General features: G+C 72.8%; 16 protein-coding genes and 1 pseudogene. 11 read left to right on the top strand and 6 right to left on the bottom strand.

Annotated features, from left to right (window positions below; all coding sequences use genetic code 11):
- Nucleotides 1-340 (top strand): transposase (locus FF36_RS25175; RefSeq protein WP_044887660.1); only part of this gene is annotated, 340 nt, incomplete at its 5' end.
- Here the strand turns inward: FF36_RS25175 and FF36_RS35585 are convergent.
- Nucleotides 337-486 (bottom strand): hypothetical protein, encoded by a 150-nt coding sequence (locus tag FF36_RS35585; RefSeq protein WP_157866986.1) that lies wholly within the window; start codon nt 484-486, stop codon nt 337-339. The two genes, FF36_RS25175 and FF36_RS35585, sit on opposite strands and share 4 nt — an antisense overlap.
- 41 nt (nt 487-527) lie before the next feature.
- Here FF36_RS35585 and FF36_RS35580 point away from each other — a divergent pair, with 41 nt between their 5' ends.
- Together FF36_RS35580 and FF36_RS25165 are read left to right on the top strand one after the other, a co-directional pair.
- Nucleotides 528-713 (top strand): hypothetical protein, encoded by a 186-nt coding sequence (locus tag FF36_RS35580; protein WP_044887647.1) that lies wholly within the window; start codon nt 528-530, stop codon nt 711-713.
- A 228-nt stretch (nt 714-941) separates the two neighbouring features.
- A complete protein-coding gene (locus FF36_RS25165; protein WP_044887646.1) occupies nt 942-1,166 on the top strand; it encodes a hypothetical protein in 225 nt (74 codons plus the stop codon).
- A gap of 178 nt (nt 1,167-1,344) precedes the next feature.
- Here the strand turns inward: FF36_RS25165 and FF36_RS31775 are convergent, their stop codons facing one another.
- Entirely contained in the window at nt 1,345-1,866 is a 522-nt protein-coding gene (locus FF36_RS31775; RefSeq protein WP_052681413.1) for a hypothetical protein, read from the bottom strand.
- A 117-nt stretch (nt 1,867-1,983) separates the two neighbouring features.
- On the opposite strand from FF36_RS31775, the gene FF36_RS25155 reads away from it, so the two are divergent.
- Complete coding sequence (locus tag FF36_RS25155; protein ID WP_044887645.1) at nt 1,984-2,238, top strand: hypothetical protein; 255 nt, start codon at nt 1,984-1,986, stop codon at nt 2,236-2,238.
- A 902-nt stretch (nt 2,239-3,140) separates the two neighbouring features.
- Here the strand turns inward: FF36_RS25155 and FF36_RS25150 are convergent.
- A complete protein-coding gene (locus FF36_RS25150) occupies nt 3,141-3,521 on the bottom strand; it encodes a DUF2255 family protein (RefSeq protein WP_044887644.1) in 381 nt (126 codons plus the stop codon).
- Nucleotides 3,522-3,749: 228 nt separating this feature from the next.
- Between FF36_RS25150 and FF36_RS41155 the strand changes: the two are divergent.
- Nucleotides 3,750-4,016, top strand: a pseudogene (locus FF36_RS41155) (pentapeptide repeat-containing protein); the annotation flags it as partial.
- 193 nt (nt 4,017-4,209) lie between these two features.
- Here FF36_RS41155 and FF36_RS38975 read toward each other — a convergent pair.
- The gene (locus FF36_RS38975; RefSeq protein WP_242422836.1) at nt 4,210-4,641 is read right to left on the bottom strand and encodes a hypothetical protein; all 432 of its coding nucleotides are present in this window, start codon (nt 4,639-4,641) and stop codon (nt 4,210-4,212) included.
- A gap of 1,378 nt (nt 4,642-6,019) precedes the next feature.
- Here FF36_RS38975 and FF36_RS25135 point away from each other — a divergent pair.
- From FF36_RS25135 to FF36_RS25115, 5 genes are all read left to right on the top strand, one after another.
- The gene (locus FF36_RS25135) at nt 6,020-6,673 is read left to right on the top strand and encodes a DUF305 domain-containing protein (RefSeq protein WP_242419565.1); all 654 of its coding nucleotides are present in this window, start codon (nt 6,020-6,022) and stop codon (nt 6,671-6,673) included.
- A gap of 367 nt (nt 6,674-7,040) precedes the next feature.
- Nucleotides 7,041-8,171 carry a GGDEF domain-containing protein gene (locus FF36_RS25130; RefSeq protein ID WP_044887641.1) on the top strand — a complete coding sequence of 377 codons (1,131 nt, stop codon included), beginning with the start codon at nt 7,041-7,043 and terminating at the stop codon, nt 8,169-8,171.
- 823 nt (nt 8,172-8,994) lie between these two features.
- Nucleotides 8,995-12,984 (top strand): FtsK/SpoIIIE domain-containing protein, encoded by a 3,990-nt coding sequence (locus FF36_RS25125; protein WP_242422835.1) that lies wholly within the window; start codon nt 8,995-8,997, stop codon nt 12,982-12,984.
- Between the two features lie 13 nt (nt 12,985-12,997).
- Nucleotides 12,998-13,267: a hypothetical protein gene (locus FF36_RS25120; protein WP_044887639.1), complete on the top strand. Its 270-nt coding sequence runs from the start codon at nt 12,998-13,000 to the stop codon at nt 13,265-13,267.
- Nucleotides 13,268-13,338: 71 nt separating this feature from the next.
- Complete coding sequence (locus FF36_RS25115; protein WP_044887638.1) at nt 13,339-13,626, top strand: hypothetical protein; 288 nt, start codon at nt 13,339-13,341, stop codon at nt 13,624-13,626.
- Between the two features lie 185 nt (nt 13,627-13,811).
- On the opposite strand, the gene FF36_RS25110 is transcribed toward FF36_RS25115, so the two are convergent.
- A complete protein-coding gene (locus tag FF36_RS25110) occupies nt 13,812-14,372 on the bottom strand; it encodes a hypothetical protein (RefSeq protein WP_236705530.1) in 561 nt (186 codons plus the stop codon).
- Between the two features lie 821 nt (nt 14,373-15,193).
- Here FF36_RS25110 and FF36_RS25105 point away from each other — a divergent pair.
- On the top strand, nt 15,194-19,801 hold the full coding sequence (locus FF36_RS25105) for an AfsR/SARP family transcriptional regulator (RefSeq protein WP_242422832.1): 4,608 nt from the start codon (nt 15,194-15,196) through the stop codon (nt 19,799-19,801).
- A 12-nt stretch (nt 19,802-19,813) separates the two neighbouring features.
- Here FF36_RS25105 and FF36_RS25100 read toward each other — a convergent pair whose 3' ends face one another.
- The gene (locus FF36_RS25100; RefSeq protein ID WP_242419570.1) at nt 19,814-21,112 is read right to left on the bottom strand and encodes an MFS transporter; all 1,299 of its coding nucleotides are present in this window, start codon (nt 21,110-21,112) and stop codon (nt 19,814-19,816) included.
- Nucleotides 21,113-21,133 lie beyond the last annotated feature (21 nt).

The raw sequence follows: 21,133 nt of genomic DNA, 5'->3' as shown, positions 1-21,133 counted from the left end.
CCCCCACGCCGAGCGGGTGGTGCTGGTCATGGACAACCTCAATACCCACGGCATCGCCTCGCTCTACGAGGCCTTCGACCCCGCCGTCGCGTTCGCTCTCGCCGGGCGCCTCGAGATCCACCACACCCCCAAACACGGCTCCTGGCTCAACATCGCCGAGATCGAACTGGCCGCACTGACCCGCCAATGCCTCGACCGCCGCATCGACGACCTCGACGTGCTCAACACCGAACTCGCCGCCTGGCAGACAGCCGTCAACACCGACCAGCGCCAAGTCCACTGGCACTTCACCACCGCCGACGCCCGCACCAAACTCCGCCACCTATACCCCAAACATTAGTGGCGACGGTCTACTAGGGCGCCACGGTCGAAGAAGACGACCGCGGCGAGGAAGAAGCCCACCGCCCGGGTGCCGCTGATGCCGGGCTGCGACCGATGCGGCACCCGCGGCCCGCTGACCGTCACCAGCCGCGGTGCGGTCTGCACCGACGGCTACCCGCCGGCCACCCCCTGAAAGGACGAAGCCCATGGCCCTCCCCTCGAAGAAGCAGCTCGAGAACAGCGTGAAGCGGAACAAGACGGCGAGTCTGAGTCGCATCAAGGGTGAGATCGCCGCCGCCCTTGACGCAGGCAAGATCAGCGATGACGCCGTGGCTGTCAACGAGATGGCGATCGAGGTCATCGACAGCGAGTTGGTACGCCGCCGCAAGTAGGCGGCGGCCCCCCTGAACCAGCCCGAAACCGACGGATGCCCCGACCAGCCGGCACCCCCAGCCAAGAAAGGAAAGAAGACCACCGCCGCCGCCCCCACCGCGCGCAGGAAGCCCGCCGCCGCCGCCCCGCCGGCTCCCGCCACGCGGAAGAAGAAGGCCGCGACCACCGCCGCACCGACGGCTCCCGCCGCCCGCAGGGGAAGGAAGGCGGCCGCGTCCCCGACGGTTGTGCACCCGGCGCCGGCGCCCACCGCACCGAAGAAGCCCGCCGCCAAGGCGGACGCCGTCGATCCCGCGAGAAGGCAGCGGATCGCAGCCCAGGTCTGCCAGGACTACCAGGCCGACCGGCTCCAGCCGCACGAGGTCATCGTCAAGGCCAACGGCGAGATTTGGATCGACCGTTGCGGGACGTACCCGGACGCCGTCCCGTTCCAGGTCGGCCGCTGGTCCTAACCGACCCGCCGCAGGCGACACCCGGCCGGCTGCCGGTCGGACGTCAGATGGGCAAGGGCCCGCGGACATCACGTCCGCGGGCCCTTCGCTTTGCCGCCACCGCCATATGGTCATGTTGACCAGAACTGTTGACGGGTTGACCTTCGCGGCGCCGCGAAGGTCAACAGCGGCCCGCAGGTCAGCCGGTCCAGGTCACCCGGAGCGTGTCCGCGACCGCCTTCATCGGCACGTCCATGCCGAGGCCGGTCAAGATGCGGGTGACCGCGTCAAGGTCCACGGTCTCCCGGCCGGACGGCACCATCTCAACCGCCCACGGGCCGTACTCGCCGGGGCCAACAGCCTTCAGCGTCTTCTGCGCCGGGCGGAGTGTCCGGTCGGCTGCCCGCCGCGCCTCGACGCCGGCGTTGTAGGCGACGCACGCCGCTTCGATCGGGGTTGCCGGCTGGTAGGTGTGGGCGGGCTTGAAGCGGGTGCGGGTGATGTTCACGGTGCGGGCCGCAGCGTAGGTGGCGACCGAGTTGGCGCTGATGCCGCCGGCGAGTGGGACCAGGCGGCCTGCGCGGGCGTACCGGCGGACGGTGTCTTCCTTGACGGCCAGTTCGGCGGCTGCGGTGGCGACGGAGATGGTGTGGTCGGAGACGGTCGGGGGGACCGGGGCGACGGTGGTGATGCTGGTGGCGGTGTCTGCGGTGATGGTCATCTTGGCCCCCTGGCGTCCGGTGTTCCGACACCACCTAACTTAGGGTTGCTGTAACCCTAAGTCTTCCGTTTCCGCCCAACAGTCCAACAACTTGGGGATGCGGCATACTCACGTTCTATGAGTGATGACCCCCTACTCGGCTACGCCCAGATCGCCGACCACGCCACCAGCCGCGGGCAGGCCATGAAGGCGCAGACCGTCCGGAACTACCGCCACCGCGGCCTACTCCCCGAACCCGACGACACCACCGTCCCCGACCGGCCCCGCTGGCGGCAGTCCACCATCGACCAGTGGCTCACCGGCAGGCCCGGCCAGGGCAAGCGGACCGACCTGCGACCCAAGCCGGCGGGCAGCGGGGTAAACGACGCTTAGGGCGGTCCGACCTGCGGGTTCCGGGTCTTTCGGGGATGCCCCAGCAGGGGCCCGCCGCACCATCCTCGCCAGCCCGTGAGCCGGCTGAGCCGGGTGAGACGGGCATCCGCCCACTGTGGGCTACACCAGCACCGGCAAGCCCCACGGGTGCCATCCTCGCCGGTCCGATCACTACACCGGACGCCCCACGACAGTGCCGGCCGCCCGCTCACCGCCCAGGGGGTACGCACTCCCGCGTACCCCCCGTTTCCGCAGGTCAGGACGGTTGTAGGCGGGGGTACGCACCGGGCGGGAAGAGAGGGACGTCTATACGAGCCGGCGAAAAAAAGAGACAGCCCGGGGCCGGCTGCGGCACCAGGCGGCCGGCGCGTCAGACCGGCGGGCGGCGGCCGCTGCCAAGAAGAACGGACCAGGCACGGAACCCTGCCCGGCTCACGGCGCTGGTGCCCGCGTGGTGCCCGCGCCGCGCGGCGAAACTTCCGTTTCCGGCCGACTGTCAGCGATCATCGGCGTTCCGAAAGGCGCTGCGGCATAAGGGATTTCGGCTATCCCCGACTGTCCCCGCTCGGCTCCTGCCCGGGTTCAAATCCCGGAGCCTCCGCCCCTCGTCCGCGCGGCCAGCCTCTCAGGCTGGCCCGCTGACCAGATCAGATCAGCCTTCTTGATTGTCCTTACCTCCTCGTCGAGAACTCCTTCCGATGAGGAGCCGCTTCGCCGCGCGACGCGGCTCCACGGTGGCTGGTGAAGCCGGGGGTAGACCCGGTCAGCAGCAGGCAGCCCAGGCGCGTCGGGTCCGACCGGCAGGCTGGCCAGAATTTCCAGGAGCCGTGTGCCCTTCTCGGCGGCAGCGGGCGTTGGGTGGCGATCCTGGGCCGGCCTGTCGCTCCTGCTCGCCGGGCCTCCTACGCGGGACCGAGCCGCAGGGTCGTGATCGCGGCGGAGTCCGTGACCATGGATTCGGCGCCCGCGTCGCCGTACTTGGTGCGGTAGGCGGCGTCGATGTCCGCGCGCTGCTGGGCGGTGCCTTCACCGACGTCCTCGACGGTAACGTCGGCGTCGAGGCCGGGGACGTGGATGCGGGCCCGGCGTGAGGCGAGGGCGTGACCGAACCAGCCGGTGTCGCGCCGGTACCAGGTCCGCACGTACACCTGGTCACCGACGCGGACGACCCAGATCGGCAGCGGCTGTCGCAGGGCCCCGTCGGCGCGCCTGACCGCGATCTCCAGTTCGCGGGCCGCGTCGATCCGCTCCAAGGCGTCCGCGGACCAGGTCAGTTCGTTCATGCCTCGATCGTGCCCTTGCCCCGGCCATGGACCAACACTGTCCGGGTACACCGGCGATACCTCTCGAGTATCGATGGAGCGCCACCCTGGTCGGATGGACACGGGCCACGGTGATCGGGCCGGACTCATGCCGCGCCAACCTGCGCCAGCTGCATCGGCATCCGTCATCGGCATCCGTCAGCCGGCCCGCCGCGGCCAGGCTGCACGACGCCCGGGACTTCGCCGGGCATGTGGATTCGCGGACCGCTCGCCGTCACAACCACGATCGTGGGAACCTGGACCTGCACGGGTCACCTGTTCCGTCCACGCTCCGACCTCAACGGCGCTGAGCTCAGCGGACCCGCCAGCCTGGCCAACCTCAGCCTTGCCGGCGCCCACCTCGCCGGTGCCATGCTCAGCAAGGCGGACCTCACCGGCGCCGTACTGAGCGGGGCGGACCTTTCCGACGCCCGGCTGCGCGACGCGAATCTGAGCGGCGCCTGGCTCGACGAGGCAGACCTCACCAACACCCGGCTCAGTCGAACCGACCTCACCCACGTGGGCGCGCTGTCGCAGGAACAGGTAGACGCCGCCCGCGGGACAGATCGACGCGGTTGCCGACCTGGATTACACGCCCGGCGTCGTGGGGCCGGACGGAGTCACCGCACGAAGAGTGAGCGCCGCACGGCACAACAGCCTGCCTCCCATCTCAATGGACACACCAAATTTTCCCTCGCGAGGGGATCCGGTGCGCCTTTTCTTCTACTTCCTTCAGGGAAGAGCGTAACGTCCCACCCCGGTTTGACTGGGAGCCACATTCGGGGGGAACGGTGGTCTTTTTTCGGCGCGCCTGGCTTTGGTGCCGGCGCCATCCCAAGACCAGCGGGGCGGTCACCGTCCTGCTCGCCTTGTTCATCATCATCGGTGCGACCTCGGATCCGCCCAAGAAGCAGACCGCGTCGATGCGGCCGGCGTCGCTGACGATCGCCACACCGACAGCGACGCCGTCGGCAGTCCCGACGTCATCCGCGGCACCGGTGTTGGCGATGCCTCCCTCGACGACGGCTATTCCGGCCTCGACGACGGCTATTCCGGCGCCTCGGGCGACAGCGGCTTCGGTGGAGCACGCCGCGCCCAGCACACGTAGGGTCACCGCCTCAGGCCCCACCCAGCTCCCGGCCCCACCGCCCGCGACCCGTGCGGCAGCGCCACCAGCCGCGCAACCACCAGCCGCGCAACCACCAACAGCACAAGCACCGGCCGCACAGCCGCCGGCCAACCATCAACCGGCAGCAGCGCCACCCGCCGCAGCTGCCCCGCCGGCCGCGGCTGCTCCCGCCTGTCACCCACTGGCCGCCAGCGGAAACTGCTACAAGCCCGGCCAGATCTGCCGCAATGTCGACCATGGCGTGCAGGGGGTCGCGGGTGACGGCAGGGCAATCGTCTGCGCGGACGACAACGGCTGGCGCTGGGTCGCGGCCTGACGATGTCATCCGGTTGACGGCGGCTGCATCCCGAGACGGAAACTTCATCCCCTTGACGGCAGCCTGCGGTGCCACGCAGGCCGACGGGCCATGGCCGCACGCCGGCCAGGCGGCCGCCCGCCGGCCGCGGCGCCGGTAGCCGGACTGATGGCGGGGCCCGCGGACCTGGCGTCCTCGGGTCCCGTCCCCCTATGCACCGGCGAGTGGCGACTGATCTCGTGACGCATCCCACCACGTCGATCATTTGGCCGGCCGGCACGCTCGGTGCCGATGACCAGGCCGGACCCTCGGACCATCACGGGGGCGCGGATCGGAGGTGGCGTCGGATCCCGTCGCCGCACGCCCCCTCAGGCATCATGGCGCGGTGAGTGTCGGGACCCGCGGACAGATCTCCGCTCGGGGGCCGTATCTGGTGCTCCTCGTGCCCATGCTCCTCGGCATTCTGCTCATGCACGGCGGCCTGTCCGCGCATGCCGGCCATCACGGCCGTCACGGCCACCCGGGCGGACTCTGCGGCTCTGACGGGCTGCTGGTCGCGGCCAGGAGCCGGCCGGGCGCGCCGCACGACGGGACGCCGCACGACGGGGCACCACGCCAGCAGTCCACCCCCGGCCACCCGGGCAGCCTCGAGGGCGCGTCCGCGATCCTGACGCCGGACCCGACCGCTGGTCATCACGGTGGGCACGTCGGCGAGCTGTGCCTGGCGTTCCTTCGCGTGACAGGCATCCTGCTCGTCGCCCTGTTGCTCNCCCGCGCCGTCCGGACGGCCGTCGGCGCACGAGCCCACTCGCGCCCGGCGCTCTTCCGCCCCGAGCGGTCACCACCTGGGGGACTACCTCGCCCCCGCGCGCCCTCACTCGCCCGCCTCTGCGTGCTGCGCGTGTAGACCGACCGTTCCGCCGACGTGGGTTCTCGACGACTCCCGCCCGGCGGACCGGTATTCGGCTGCGCACGCATCCGGAGTCCGCACGCATCTGGACGACGAGGAACTTCAGCATGAGACGACTCATCCTGCTCATCCCGGCGCTTCTCGCCGTGGTCACCGTCGGCGCCTGCGGCAGCGGGAGCAGCACCGGCGCACCTACCAGCACGGCAACGACCACGACGACAGCGGCGACCGGCAGCCACAACGCGGCCGACATCACCTTCGCCCAGAAGATGATCCCCCATCACCGGCAGGCCATCGAGATGGCCGAGCTGGCCCCGTCCCACACACAGAACCCGCAGGTCAGATCCCTCGCGCAGCAGATCCGGGCCGCGCAGGCACCGGAGATCGCGACCATGGCGGATTGGCTCACCGAATGGGGGCAGCCCACCGCTCCCCCGGCCGACGCGGGCGTCTCCGGCCACGGCACGAGTGACCACGGCACCGGTGACCACGGCACGGCCGGCACTGGCATGGGCGATGACGGCATGGGCGATCACGGGATGCAGACCGAGGCGCCGGACGCCGCCATGGAAGGAATGATGTCCAGCGCGGACATGACCGCCCTGAGGAACGCGACCGGACCGGCCTTCGACGAGATGTTTCTCGCCATGATGATCGAGCATCACCAGGGCGCCGTCGCCATGGCGAAGGCCGAGATCCGTGACGGCCGCCATACGCCGGCGAAACACCTTGCCGAGGACATTCAACGCGCTCAGGCGGCCGAGATCGTCAGCATGCAGGACCTGCTTACCAGGATCTGACCGGCCCGGTGCAGGACGGGATGGTGGCTGCGACGCCGGCCACCATCCCGCCGCGCCGAGCCCGCACCCAGTTTCCCTCGAGCCTGCATCGAGCGACGGGCGGCGCCAGCCCACCAGGGAATTCACTACCCCCACGCATCCACTGCTCTCGCCACCACCTTTCACTGCACACCGTTCGACAAAACGGAATCCACCCGTCGGTAGCCGCCCGAGGATCGGAAAGGCACCGCCGCGGCAGCCCTGCTCGGCGCGGGAGACACACCCGCCCGGGGCGGTCCCACGGCACATCACCCGCGCCGTGCGGGTCGAGGACGCGTCCCGCGCCCAACCGACACCACGGTGCGGCAGCCGGAAGGATTCCAACTCCGTGCCCACCGATGACATCGCGGCGGCCGTGTTCGACTCCCTCCCCTCGCCCGTTGCGGTACTCGGCCCGGACGGCACGGTGGCCCGCCTGAACGAGGCATGGCGCCGCAGCGCCGCGACCGGGGTGGCCCTGCTCCCCGTGCGGCCCGGCATGAGCTGGCTGGCGGCCTGCGACCACGCGGCCGAGGCTGCGGCGCGGGCGGCGGGCACCTCTGTGGACCAGGCCCGCTCCTCGCCCGCCGGCCCGGTCGACCTCACCGCGTTCGATCCGGTCACGCCGGTCCGGACCCTGGCGTTTCTCTCGCGGCAGTTGATCGACCGACGGCGGACCTGGGCCCGCATCGAGCTGCCGCAGCCAGCGCCGCGCGGTCACCGCTGGCTTGACGTCCGTCTGAGCGCCCTCATCCGCGGCGACGGGCTGATCGTCGTCGTCGAGGACGTGACCGAACGGCGCCATCGCGAAGAGGACCTCCGCCGTCAGGCCACAACGGATCCGATCACCGGTCTGGCGAACCGGACAGCACTGCGAGCCCTGCTCGCGGCCAGACTCACCCCCAGCGGATCCGGCGCGTCGGACGCCACCAGAGCACGGGCCGGAAGCGCGGCCTCATCCGCACTGACGCCTCCTTCCCCGGAACGGGCCGGGACCGCCGTTCTTTTCCTGGATCTGGACGCATTTCGTCGAATCAACAACTCCTTCGGTTATCCGACCGGTGATGCCGCCCTACGTGCCGTCGCCCGCCGCTTTTCGAGCGTACTCGGCGCCGCCGACGTCCTCGGGCGATGGGATGGCGACGAGTTCGTCGTGCTCGCCGGCTCCGGGGCCGCGCCGGATGTCGCCGACCTCGCCGAGCGGCTGGTGGCGGCCCTCGACGAACCGCTCGACGTGCACGGCCACCGAATCCGGCTGTCGGTAAGCGTGGGGGTCGCCCTGGTGGGCGCAGCTCCGCCCCACTCCGGCGACAACCATCCTGAGCAGCGCGAACAGGGACGCCAGCCGGGAAATCGGGGGGCCGCCGGCGCCCCGACCGAGGACGGGGACGTTCTGGTCGCACGAGCCGGAGCGGAAGTGACCCGCGCCCGCTCCAGGCTACGGGCCGGCCACGACCGCCGATCCCGCTCCGGTCAGTAATTCGGCTTTCCGGTCGTCGAAAGTATAGGTTGACGACCACAAGGCCAAATTCGTATACGCAGCGTCGTCCGATGTCGACGGGGGGCGTTTCGGGTCGTATCTTCGGCCCATGCAGCTCGCATTCACCATTCGCGATTTCCGCACCGGAAAGAACGTCGACGTGCTTCTGCGCGCCGGTGCCGAAACTCCGCTCGGCGTCGTGGCCGACGCGCTGGCGACCGTCGTCCGGCCGCCCCACCCGGGCCGTGCCTCGGCGAGGGCCAGCCCCTCGCTGACCCTCGCCGGCCGTGGCCGCCCGCTCAACCCGAGTCTGCCGCTCGCCCGCTCGCCGTTGACCGAGGGCGCGGTCGTGATCCTCGACGCGCCGCCGGCCCGGCGGGCCACTGGCGCGGGCATGGTCCAGCTGATGATCACTGCTGGTCCCGGCGCCGGCGTCATCCATCCGCTGCCGGTCGGCGAGCACACCATCGGTTCGGCTCCCGGCAGCGCCATCCTGCTTGCCGGCCCTGCCACCACCGATGAACCTGTGCTGACGGTGCGGGTCGCCGCCGATGGAAGCTGTTCGGTCACTCCCGGCCCCGGCGCAAGGATCGTCGGGTGGGACCGAGTGAAGGGCGACGGCTCGATCCTCGCCTCCGTGCACACTCCCAGCACGGCGTTGCGGCTCCTGCGTCCTGCGGCGGTTGCCCCCCNGGCGCTNCCCNCCACCGCCGTTACGGGAAGGCTCGACGTCAACCGGCCGCCTCGGCTGCGCCCACCCCAGCGGGCGGCCGCCTTCGCTCTGCCTGCGGCGCCCGAGGAGCCTCGCCGAACGCCCGTCCCCGTGCTGGCCACGCTCCTCCCCCTGCTCGCCGCCCTGGGCATGGCCGCGGTGCTGCGGACGGTCTACGTCCTGCTGTTCGCCGTCCTCGGACCGCTGAATCTGGCCCTGTCCATGGCGAGCGGGCGTCGGCGGGACCGCCGCGAGTTCCGCGAGGCCACCGCGCGCCATCGACGGCTGCGTGACGAGGTGGAACACGCGGCGCAGGCGGCGCTCGAGACGGAGTGTGCCGAGCGCCACGCTGACCAGCCCGACCCGGCAAGCCTGTTCGCCACGGCCTGGCAGCGGGACTCCGGGCTCTGGCGGCGCCGCCGAGGCGACGCCGACTACCTGCGGCTGCGCGTCGGAATCGCGAACCAGCCGAGCGCGGTCATGATCACCCGCGCCGACCACCCGGCCGACCCGATGCGCGCGGATCTGCCCGCCGTGGTCGCCCTGAGCGAGGACGGCGTCGTCGGGGTCGCGGGCGCCCGGTCCCAGGAACTCGGCTGTTGGCTCCTCGCCCAGGCCGCCGTTCTGCACAGCCCCGAGGAGCTGGCGATCTGCGTGCTGGCCGCCGATGCCGGCCGCGCCGCCAGGTGGCGCTGGCTTCGCTGGTTGCCGCACTGCCGTTCCGCTGCCGCCGACGCGGCGGCATGGTTCGCGGGGGACGCGGCGGGCCGGGTCGCCCGCGTCGCCGAACTCCGGTCCCTGATGCAACGCCGCCAGAGTCTGCCGTCCGACCGCCGCCCCGCCGGCCCCGACATCCTGCTCGTACTGGACGGTGCACGCTCGCTGCGATCCGTTCCCGGCCTGATCCCGGTGCTGCGCGCAGGCCCGGCCGTGGGCATCCACGCGATCTGCCTGGAGTCCGACGTCCGGGATCTCCCGGCCGAATGCCGGGCCGTCGTCGCACCCGATGGCGGCTGTCTCACGGTGCATCGGGATCAGGCGGGGGTGATCAGACACGTCCACCCCGACCTCGTCGGTCCGGCCGGGGACGGCGGCGACGCGCCGTCCGGAGCGGCTCGCTGGTACGAGTCGGTGGCGCGGGCACTCGCGCCGCTTCGCCTGGCGGCGGATGACGACGCCGATCTCCCCGTGGCCGTGAGGCTGTCGGACATCACCGGCGGGGGCCGGCAGGCCGCATCGGCGATCCGGCGGGCATGGTCATTCGCCCCGGGTTCGGGGACCCCGCAGACAAGCCGTCCCGTCCCGGTGGGAGTCGCCGGCGGCGGGACGTTCACTATCGATCTTCCTCGCGACGGCCCACACGGGCTGATCGCGGGCACGACCGGATCGGGCAAGTCGGAGCTGCTGCAGACGATCATCGCTGCACATGCCGTGACCTACCGGCCGGACGAGCTGGTATTCGTGCTCGTCGACTACAAGGGGGGCAGCGCGTTCGCCGAATGCGCCGCCCTGCCGCACACTGTGGGTCTCGTCACGGATCTCGACCCGCACCTGGTACGCCGGGCCCTGATCTCCTTGTCCGCCGAGCTGCACCGACGGGAGGCGCTCCTCGCCCGGTTCGGCGCCAAGGATCTCGATGCCCTGCGTCGTGCGGCGCCGAGTACAGGTCCGGGCGAGCTGACGGTCCCGCCCCGGCTGGTACTCGTCGTCGACGAGTTCGCCACCCTCGCCCGGGAGCTACCCGACTTCGTGACCGGCCTGGTCAGCCTCGCCCAGCGCGGGCGCTCCCTCGGTATTCACCTGCTCCTGGCCACCCAGCGTCCGAGCGGCGTCGTCTCCCCCGAGATCCGGGCGAACACGAACCTGCGCATCGCGCTGCGAGTGACCGATGTGGCCGAAAGTGAGGACGTCGTCGGGTGTCCGGACGCCGCCGCGATCGTCGCCGCCACCCCCGGCCGGGCAGTGGTGCGCACCGGGCCCGAGCGGGTCACGACCGTGCAGACCGCCTGGGTGGGCGGCCCGGCCCACGCGGAGGGTGACGACATCGGCGAGGTCGCGCCGCGCGTGAGCCTGCTGGCGTGGCCCTGGCCGGACGCCCCGGAGTCGGGACCGGGCCGGCCACATCCCGGCGCCGCGTCGCGAGATATCGCACCCGGCGACACCGAGCTGACCGTTCTGGTGCGGGCGGTCCGCGAGGCCGCCGCGGCCATGGGGATCCCCGCCCAGCCGAGTCCCTGGCTTCCACCGTTGCCAGAGCGCATCGACCTCTCCGCCCTACCGGCCGTCACCGGCTCCGACGAGCTGGACACGCACCCGGTGGGTCCGCCGGGGCGCCGTCCCGGGCCCCGCCGGGGCGGGCCCCACCTTCCCGACACGGCGCTCACCCCGGTCGCCATCGGCCTGTCCGACCGCTGTGACCGCCAGTTGCAACAGCCCTTTGCGTTGGACCTGGAGGACGGCGGCCACCTGATGGTCGTCGGCGCGCCACGGTCGGGTCGTTCCACGGTCCTGCGGACCGCCGCGGGCGCGATCGCCGGCGCGATGTCCCCGCACGACGTCCACATCTACGGGCTGGACTACGGCGGCGGCGCGCTGGCCGCCCTGACCAGCCTGCCGCACACCGGCGCACTCGTCGGGCGGGATGATCCCGAGCGGGTCGGACGGATGCTCGCCCGGCTGACCGTCGCCGTCGAGCAACGCCGCCGGCGACTCGCCGCGGACGGGGTGGCGGATCTGCGGGAGGCACGGCGCAGTGTCACCCTGGCCGAAGGCAGTGCCGCGGTCCGCCCGCCCTACCTCGTGCTCCTCGTCGACGGCTTCGAGGCTCTGCTCGCCGCGTCCGAGGACGCCGACGGTGGGGACCTCGTCGAGTGCCTCCTCCGGCTGCTGCGGGAGGGCCCGGCGGCCGGGCTGCGGGTGATCCTCTCCACGGACCGGCGCGGGCTGACCGGCCGGCTGGCCTCCCTCATCGACGAGCGGCTGATCCTGCGGCTGGCCGATCCCGGCGACTACGCGCTGGCCGGCATCTCCGTCGCGGACATGCCCGAGCGGCTGTCTCCCGGGCGGGGAGTCGCGGTCGGAGGCCGATTTCCGACTCCCGTCGAGATCCAGGTCGCCGTGCTCGCCGCGGAAGCGGCCGGCCGGGCGCAGGTGGCGGCATTACGAGCCGTAGGTGCACGGTTGCGGACCGGCGCCGACGCGATCGGACCGGATCGGGGCGGCAACCGCCCCTTCCGCGTCGAAGCGCTCCCGGAGTGCGTCACCAGCGCCCGGATGGCGACCGCCCAGGCTCGCCGGCCCGCCACCGCCCCCCGCCGCTCACCCGCGCCCCGGCTGCGGGCCGCTCTCGGACTCGGCGGGGACGAACTGGACATCGTCGACCTTGACCTTGACGAGGAGCCCGGCTTCGTCGTGGGCGGGCCGCCGCGCTCGGGACGCAGCTCGGCACTGCTCACCATCGCACTGTCACTGCTGGCCGGTGGTGCCTACGTCGTCGCGGTGACACCGCGTCCCTCAGCGCTACGCGCGCTTGCGGGCCATCCGGGTGTTCTGGCCGTGGTGGATTCCGTTCTGGGCCACCTTGCCGAAGCCGGCAGCGTGAGCGGCCCGGGCCGGCCGGTCCTACCTCCCGGGACTGCCCACCTCGGCGGCGTGACCGCGCCCTGGGCCGTCACGCCGGGGAGACGGCCGCCGGTCGTCCTCGTCGACGACGCCGAGCTGATCGGCGAGCACGCGGCCACCGAGCTGGCGAGCTTCTGGCAGCAGGCGCGCGGCACCGGGGGCGCGCTCGTCATCGCCGGCTCGACGGAGGAGCTGGTGCTGCAGTACCGCGGCGTCGTCGTCGACGTCCGTCGTGAGGGGCACGGGCTGCTCCTCGCCCCGAGACGGCCGGGCGACGGAGAGCTCCTCGGCGTCCGGCTCCCCCGGACGAGCCCCGGCCCCGTGCCGGCGGGTCGGGGAGTGCTCATCCGGCGTGGAATCCCGCTGCCCGTCCAGGTCGCCTGCCCACCAGCCACCGTTCCCGTCCTGCTCCACCCCCGACACCAGCCCCACCCTCGACATCCGCTCCAGCCGCGACACAGCGCTAAGGGAATCGCATGAGAAAGGGAATCGCATGAGAACTGTCACGACGCCGGCGGCCCTGCAGGCCGCCGCCCGGATGAGTCAGCTACTGCCCGGCCTGCAGACGACGGCGGTGAACCTCATCGACCACGGCAACACCCTCGCTGACCCGCGCAACTGGGAGGGCCCGAAGGCCCAGGTCTTCCGCGCGCAGATCTGGCCGGAGGTGCAGCACGCGCTCACGGACCTGCACGCCAACCTCACCGAGCTGGCCCGCGGCATCACCGAGATCAACAGGCGGACCGCCGCAGCGGGAAGCTGATCACCGTTCCCGGACCCGCGTCACCCTCGGCCGCCGTTCGCCTGTCGACCGAAATCCCCCTGGAGGACACCGTGACCCCGTCGTCCGACGTCACCGTTCGCAGCACCCCGCAGGCCCTGGCCGCGATCTCGGACCTCGCCTCGATCGTGAACGGACCGCTGCTCACCCACTTCGACGAACTGCGGTCCACCGCGAGAACCCTCACCGACCCGGAGAGCTGGGACGGGCGCGGCGCGACCGAGTTCCGGACGACCGTCTGGCCCGGCTACGAACGCACGCTCACCGAGCTGCACGCCCGACTCGACCAGCTACGCACCCGGCTTGCCGAGATCCAGAACGAGATCCAGAGCGCCGGATGACCGATGCCAGGCCGGCCGGTTCAGGGACCTCGCCAGTTCAGGGACTCGCACCATAAGCTGACGGTCACGCTTTGCATCCTTCTGGACCGTTCCCTCCCGGACCGGCGCTCCCGCGCCACGGACGGCGGCCCTGGAGGCACCGGAATCTGGCCACGCCTCCGCCGATCTGTGTCGTCGCCAGCCAGTCAGACGGGTGCCCGGAAGTCGGGGCCGTCGGGAACGAAGCGGAACGTCGCGGTCACGGCGTCGAACAGGCGGTGCAGCGCGTTGGTCACCGCGATGTTCGGGCTCCGGCATTCAACCTGGGCCACGCGTGGCGCACCCGGCACGGGGATCAGCGTGCGCATGCTCGCGACCAGGGTCGGCTCGATGTCCAATCCACCGCCGGAGGCCAGCACGCCGAGCACGCGGGCGGCCAGGCCGACGGCAGGAAGATCCACGATCTGCACCTTGCGCCAAGTGCCCGACAAGGACGGCAGGGGCTCCTCCTGTAACCCCAACACGAGCGCACTCACCGTGGGGACCGACTCCCCCGGCCCCGCGTCATGACGGAAAGAGGAGACCGACACAGTGGCCGACAGGCCGGCGTCGTCGATGGCCTCCACCATCACGCCGCAGTAGACCGCGCCGCTTGCCGTCGCGCTCCGTGCCGCGTCGCGCAGCACTGCGGACATGACCGCCCGGCGGCCGGCCAGCATCGGCGTGCCGCGACTACGGGCGTGAACGAGAGGATCGATCGAACGCATGGCCGTGCCGGACCTCAGATCCAACGTGAACCAGCTCTCCGGCATCGTGATGGCGAAACGATCCGGAGCTCGCCGGCTCGCCGCCGCGTATCCACTCAAGCCACATCCCTGTACTCGACACGCGCCGATCAATACCGCAGCCGCAGGATGCGGAGATTGCTCAGCGCAAGGTTGAATCCGGACATTTAGCGTTGGATCGGGTACCGAATGCTCATCGTGCGTGAGAGATCCCGGATCTGTCATCCCTACGTTCCCGCTCCGCGATCGCACTGGTACGGTTACACCGGGTTCGTCCCGCTGTCGCCGTCTCGGCGCAGCAGCGTGAGGAGGCCGGATGCCCACTGCGCGCCGCCCGCGTGGGGAGCCCCGGACGTCGCCTGGTAGTCGAGACGGCCGCGCCGCGTTTCCCGTCCGTCGCTCCGGAGGGCCTGTGCGTCCATCGATCCGGGCACCCAGGATCGCGATCTGGTTAATCGTCACAAGAAGGCCAGAAAACTCTCACTTCGCCCCGGGTCGCCGCGCCAGTCGACCTAGCATGAGCGCCACGCGACGTGCCCCGCGGACCGACGCCGCCCCTCGCCCGGCACGCACGTGCGCCCGACCCTGCGCCTGATCGGGGACGAACCATGTCGACCACACCGTTGCCCTCGGCACCATCGCCCTCGCATCCGCCTGACCCCACGGGGACTCCGCCGGCCGCGCCGGAATCCGCACCGCGGCCAGGCACACCGCGGCCGGCTGCGAAGCGGCGGCGCGGCCCGGTCACCAGGGCTGCGGGCGGCCGGGCGGCGGGCGGCGGGCGCGCCACCGGCGGCGAGGCCGTGCCGACCCGGCAGGCAGTGCCGACGGTCCCGCCGGAGGATCGCGCGCGAGAGCGGCTGCAGGCAGCGGGCGCGCTCGCGGCGATTGCCGTGGCTGTCCTCGGCATCCCCGTGATTCTCGCGCTGGTGCTCGGTCCGCCGATCCGGAGCGGTGGCGGGGCGGGCGGGGTCGTCCGGGCGGTCCTTTCCCTGCTGTTCTGGGCGGCGTGGGCGCACTTCATCGCCTGCCTCGTCGCGGAGTGGCGCGCGGAGGTTCGCGGCAGCGGTCTGGCTCCGCGCATTCCCTTCGGCGGCGCCCCGCAGATGCTCGCCCGCCGCCTCGTCGTCACCGCGTTGCTGCTCTCGGGCACCACAGCCTTCGTTGTTCCGGTGACCTATGGCCAGGAGGCGGCCCGCGGACAGCGCCCGGGGCCGGCCGAGATGCCGCGAGGGATTCCTGCGCCAGATCCGCGCCCAGAGCTGGCGCCTCCCCGGGTCGCGGACGGCGCCGACCCGCGGGGCGGCGCCACGAACGGCAGAGACGGCCTCGGCGCCCCCGACCACACGGATACGCCCAACCGTACGGATACACCCGACGGCGCGGGCACGCCCGACGGCGCGGGTCCACCGGCCCAGGCCCCCCGTGGATGGGCCGCTCTGCCCGTCCCGTCAGGCGCGCGCCCCGCCTGGGCCTCCGATCGAGCCTCGCCGCGTGATGGCATCTCGGCTCCTGACGAGCCCCTGGGCGACGGTGGATATGAGCACGCTCCCTATCCCGGCGACCGGTATGCCGGCGTCGACGGCCTGGGTGGAGTCGGCCTGGGTGGAGTCGGCCTGGACAGCGTCACCCCGGACAGCGGCGGCGGCTCGGACGGGGTGCGGACGGCGGAGTTCGCGGGGTCGGTTCCCCCGGCGCAGGAGCCTGTCGCCGGCCAGGACGAGCTGTCGCCGCCCTGGCATGCCGACCGCCCGGAGCTGATCAGTCCGGCCGCGGACCAGCACAGCCGCCTGGTCCTCGGCGAGCGCGTGGTGAAGCTGTACGAGGTGCGCCCGGCGGAGGGGCGTCATCACGACACTCTCTGGGGCATCGCCGAGCGCTTTCTCGGCGATGGGCTGCGGTACCGCGAGATCTTCGATCTGAACGAGGGCCGCACCCAACCGGACGGCCGAACGTTGTCAAAGCCGTCCCTCATCCACGCCGGGTGGGTCCTGCTACTGCCCGCCGACGCCCAGGGCGACGGGCTGCGCGTCCTGCGGATGCCCGAAGGCACCCCCGGTTGGCCGCAGACCTCGGCGGGCGCCGACGGCGACGATGACCTGGACGACCTTTTCGATCACGACAGCTTCGGCGACGCCGCGGACGCCGACGACGCCGTTTTCGACGCCGGGCCCGGCACAGCCGATGACCGGTCCACAGCCGATGACCGGTCCACAGCCGATGACCAGTACGCAGCCGATGACCAGTACGCAGAAGACGACCGGTACGAGGCATCGCGCCTGCCGGCGGTGCCGGATGAACCGGAACAGGCGGCGGGTCAGGTGCTGGCCGCCTCCCTCGCGCCGCCACAGGACTTCCTGGGAGTCGCGGCCGCCAGCCTGCTCGCGGCCGGGGTGATGGTGGCGCTGGCCGGGCGCCGGAGCGGTCCGGCGCAGCCACCCCAGGACGCCACGGAACGAGCGCTGCTGCTCGCCGCGGACACCGAGGCGGCCCGCTTCATCGACCGGTCACTGCGGGTGCTGTCCGCCTCGCTCACGGATCAGGCGCGTCTGCTTCCCGCGGTCTACGCGGCCATCCTCACCGAGGAGGCGCTGATCCTGCACATGGCGCCGGCGCAGGAGGAGCCGCCACCGCCGCCCTGGGCGGTCGGTGAGGTTCCCGGATCCTGGTGGATCGAGCGCACACCGGGACTCCTGGCGGAGGCGAGCGGCGGCTCCTTCGCCCAGCCGGCCCCCGGGGTACCCGCGCCGTTCCCGGCGCTGGTCAGTTTCGGCCACGACGACGCCGGCTCGCGCATTCTCGTCGACCTCGAGGGCGCGCCCGGTGTGATCAGCCTCCTCGGCGACCGCACCATCGCGACGCAGGTGGTGATCGCCGTCGCGCTCGAGCTGGCCACCAACGTCTGGTCGGACGACCTGCGCGTCTGCCTGATCGGTTTTCCCGCCGACGACGACCTCGACGAGCTGCTGACGATCGCTCCGGAACGGCTGTGGACCGCGGTCAGCGTCGCGGAAGCTCTCGACGAGCTGTCCGGTCCCGACGACGAGGATGCGGTCTACGAAGTCGGAGCCGACGGGGACGACTTTCCACTCGAAGCGGGTCAGCGGATCGCCGGCAACCCCGGGGCACTAGCCCCGGACCTGCTCGTCCTCGCGGCGCCGCCGGCCGAGGCCGACACCGCTCGGCTGATGAGAATGGCGCAGGGACGCCGACATGCGGTCGGCGTCCTCACCGTGGGCGACTCCCCGGCCGCCCGGTGGCGGTTCACGGTCGGACCGGATCGCCGGATGTCGCTGGGCGTGCTGGGTGTCGAGGTGTGGGCACAGTCCATCACCGGGCCGGAGTACCGGGCGATCGCGGCCCTGTTCCGCGCGGCCGACGCGACGGCCGTTCCGACTCCCGCCAGACCGGCCGATGACGACCCGCCGCCGCCGGCCACGCCTGCGCCTGCCTCGTCCATCGCGGCCCCGCCGTCGCCGCCGCCCCTACCGCCACGGGCGACGACCGATCCTGCACACGCCGTCGGGGCGGCGCAGGCGGAGCCCGGCGAGGCGGAGCTCGCGCCGGGACACCTCACGCCGGACGACGAGATCACCCGACCGCCGGCCCGAGCCGACTCGGTTCCCGGCGTCCTGCCGTGGACGCCGCAGCTCGCAGCGATCCCACCCCCGACCGGCCCGCAGGCTTCCGCTCCGCCGTCGGCGACGGACGAGGATCGCACCCGGCCGCCGGCGAACGGTCGCCGGGCGCCGCTCGGACCGCCGCCCGTTCCCCTCACCTCCCCGAGCGGTCCGGGGGCGTCCGGACCGACGGCACCATCGGACTCCGCAGCCTCCGGCGCCGAGCCGGCGCCCGGGAGGGCACCGGCATCCGCCCCGGCGCCCACGCCGTACCTGGCAGCACCCGGCGATGCCGGCCCGGACGACACCGACTCCACGCTGCTGTCCCATCCGAGCAGTCCGCTGATCCGGCCGACCGACCTTCCCCGCGTGCCGCCCGTGCTCTACTTCGAGACCCCACGGATGCGGGCCAACCGTGCGGCCCAATCCCAGCCCCAGGCCCCGGCGCACGCCGCTCCGGCCGCAGCGCCGCCCCCACCACCGCTGGCCGCAACAACGCCGGCCGCGACAACGCCGCCCACCACGGCGCCGCCCACCACGGCGCCGCAGCCCGCGGCGCCAGCGCCGGCCGCCGCGATGCCAGGCCTGCCGCCCGGGTCCGCGCGGTTCGCGGTACCTCCTGAGCGGGTACCGACCCCGCCACGCCCAGCGCCTCCACCGCACCCGGCGCCCCCGCCACGCCCGCCGATTCCGCCGCCCAACGAGGTGCCGAGCGGGCGGTATCCCGCCGCCTCGCCGCCCCGGGAACCATCATCGACAGCGCCCGAACCCCCCGGACCGCCACCCGCGCAGACCTCGCGCCCGCAGGCGCCGGCCGCCTATTCCGACGGGGAAACGACCATTCCGCGCGGCCGCATGTGGCCAGCCGGCCTGGTCCCGCCGTCGCCCGGGACGGCCCCACCGTCACCAGCGCCACCGTCACCAGCGCCACCGACCGCGGCGCCACCGACCGTAGCGCCAGAACCGCCACCTGCCATGGGACTCCCGCCCGTGCGTGAGCCGCGGCCCGACGAGCCGATGGCCACGGGGGAGGCCCAGGTCCGCGTCCTGGGGGTGCCCACCGTCGAGGGACCCGGCCGGCAACCGACGGACGACCTCGATCTCCTCACCGACATTGCCGTATACCTTGCCCTGCACCGTGAGGGCGCGCACCGCCGGCTGCTCGCCGAGGAGATCTGGCCCACCGACGCCGAGGCCGACGACATCGCCGTGGACGCGGCGCTGGGGGAGGTCCGTCGCTGGCTGGGAGCCGACGCCGAGGGGCGGCCCCGGCTGTCCGTCGATCCGCAGGGTCGGTGGCGGCTGAGCCCGGACGTGCGCTGTGACTGGGAGCTGTTCGTCGCCTACACCCATCGGGCCGGCATGCCCGGGGGCGACACCGAGGCGGACCTGACGACGGCCCTGCGGATGGTCAGCGGGCCGCTGTGGACGAACCTGCCCGCCGGCCGGTACCGGTGGGCGACCACCGGCCCCATCGCGCGCAGCACCCGGGCCGGCGTCGTCGACGTGGCCCACCGCCTCGCCGAGCTCACGCTGGGCTTCGGCGACACGATGACGGCCATGGCCGCCTGCCGCACCGGCCTACGGGCGGTGCCGGCATCCGAGGTGCTGTGGCGCGACCTGCTGCGTACCGTGTCGGCCCGAGGCGATCGCCGCACGTTGGAGGCGGTGACCACGGAGATGTACCGGACCATCGGCGCCGGTGGGGGACGCCGGGGGGGCCGGGCCGAGGCCGAGACGGATGCGCTGGTCCAGACGTTGCTGCCCGGGTTCAGGCGCGCGCGGAAGTAAGGCGCAGGCGGATCACGGGGTTCCCGGCCTGCCGACGTCGGTTCCCGGCCTGCCAACGTCGGTCTCCGGCCCGCCGGTGTCGGTCGCTGGCGGGCCGGAGACTCGCTCGTCCGCCGCGGGGTCGGCACGGGGAGAGCGCAGCGCGGGCGCGAAGGCGGCGATCGTCGCGAGCAGGAGGAGCACGATCGTCAGGGCACGGTGGAGGCCGACGAGCTCGGCGAGCCCGCCCACGACGGGCGGTCCGGCCAGCCAGCCGGTGTAGCCGACCGTGCTCACCACGGCGATCGAGGTTCCCGCCGACTCGCCGAGCCGGCCGGCGGTGGAGAACACAGCCGGCGCCACGCAGGCGGTGCCGACGCCCAGGGCGCCGAACCCGATCACACCGGCGGCGGAACCGAACGACAGGGTGCCGACCGCGAGCGCGCCCGCGAACCCCACGCCCGCGACCGCCGTGCAGCCTCGCACCGTCCGCGGCGGCCCGTACTGCGCCATCGCGCGATCGCCGACCAGGCGTACGGCGAACATGCACACCGTGAACGCCACGAAACCCGCACCGGCGACCCCGGCGGCCGCCCCCGTCACCTCGGCGAGGTAGACGGCGCTCCAGTCCGCGGCCACCCCCTCGCACAGGAAGCTCCCGAACGAGACGGCGCACAGCGCGGCGAACCGCGCCGACCACCGGCGACGGCCCCGCGCGCGCGACTGCTCGGCCACCGCGGCCGGCGCCGACCACCCGGCCGCGGGTTGCGCCCCCGACCGCTCGCCGGACGCTTCGGCCATCGGCCCCGCCGGGTCCGGCAGCATCCACCAGGTGGCCGGCAGGGCAACGGCCAGGCCGATCCCGCCGAGCACGGCGAACTGGGCGCCGACGGGCACCGCCAGCGCCGCGGCGACGGTACCGATTCCGGCGCCGCTCAGCGCGCCGGCCGTCCAGGCCGCGTGCGCCGTGGCCATGATCGGCCGACCGTAGCCGCGCTCGACCCCGATGGCCTGGGCGTTCGCGGCGATGTCGAGGCCGCTGCTGGTGGCACCCCACAGGAAGAGCAGGGCGAACAGCGACCACTGTCCGGCCACCAGCGGGAACAACGCCCCGACGGCGCAGTAGCTGGGCAGGGCCGCACGCACCACCCGGACGCTGCCGAAACGGGACACCGCGAGGCCGACAAGCCACAGTGTCAGGACGGCACCGACCGGCGCGCCGAGCAGGGCCAACCCGAGCCGCCCGTCACCGAGGCGCAGGTCGGTCTTGATCTGTGGCACCCGCGGCGCCCAGCTCGCGAACACCAGGGCCAGGACGAACAGCGCAATCATGGTCGCCGCCCGAGCTCGGCC

The organism is Frankia torreyi (genome assembly GCF_000948395.1).
GTDB classification, from domain to species: Bacteria; Actinomycetota; Actinomycetes; order Frankiales; family Frankiaceae; genus Frankia; species Frankia torreyi.
The sequence above is the reverse complement of the archived record's forward strand: the minus strand, read 5'-3'. Positions and strand labels throughout refer to the sequence as shown.

What these genes read in the sequence shown, in the direction of transcription:
- FF36_RS35580 (WP_044887647.1), top strand. Translation starts at nt 528, where the DNA reads ATGGCCCTCCCCTCGAAGAAGCAGCTCGAGAACAGCGTGAAGCGGAAC.
- FF36_RS31775 (WP_052681413.1), bottom strand. Translation starts at nt 1,866, where the DNA reads ATGACCATCACCGCAGACACCGCCACCAGCATCACCACCGTCGCCCCG.
- FF36_RS25155 (WP_044887645.1), top strand. Translation starts at nt 1,984, where the DNA reads ATGAGTGATGACCCCCTACTCGGCTACGCCCAGATCGCCGACCACGCC.
- FF36_RS25150 (WP_044887644.1), bottom strand. Translation starts at nt 3,521, where the DNA reads ATGAACGAACTGACCTGGTCCGCGGACGCCTTGGAGCGGATCGACGCG.
- FF36_RS25120 (WP_044887639.1), top strand. Translation starts at nt 12,998, where the DNA reads ATGAGAACTGTCACGACGCCGGCGGCCCTGCAGGCCGCCGCCCGGATG.
- FF36_RS25110 (WP_236705530.1), bottom strand. Translation starts at nt 14,372, where the DNA reads ATGCGTTCGATCGATCCTCTCGTTCACGCCCGTAGTCGCGGCACGCCG.
- FF36_RS25100 (WP_242419570.1), bottom strand. Translation starts at nt 21,112, where the DNA reads ATGATTGCGCTGTTCGTCCTGGCCCTGGTGTTCGCGAGCTGGGCGCCG.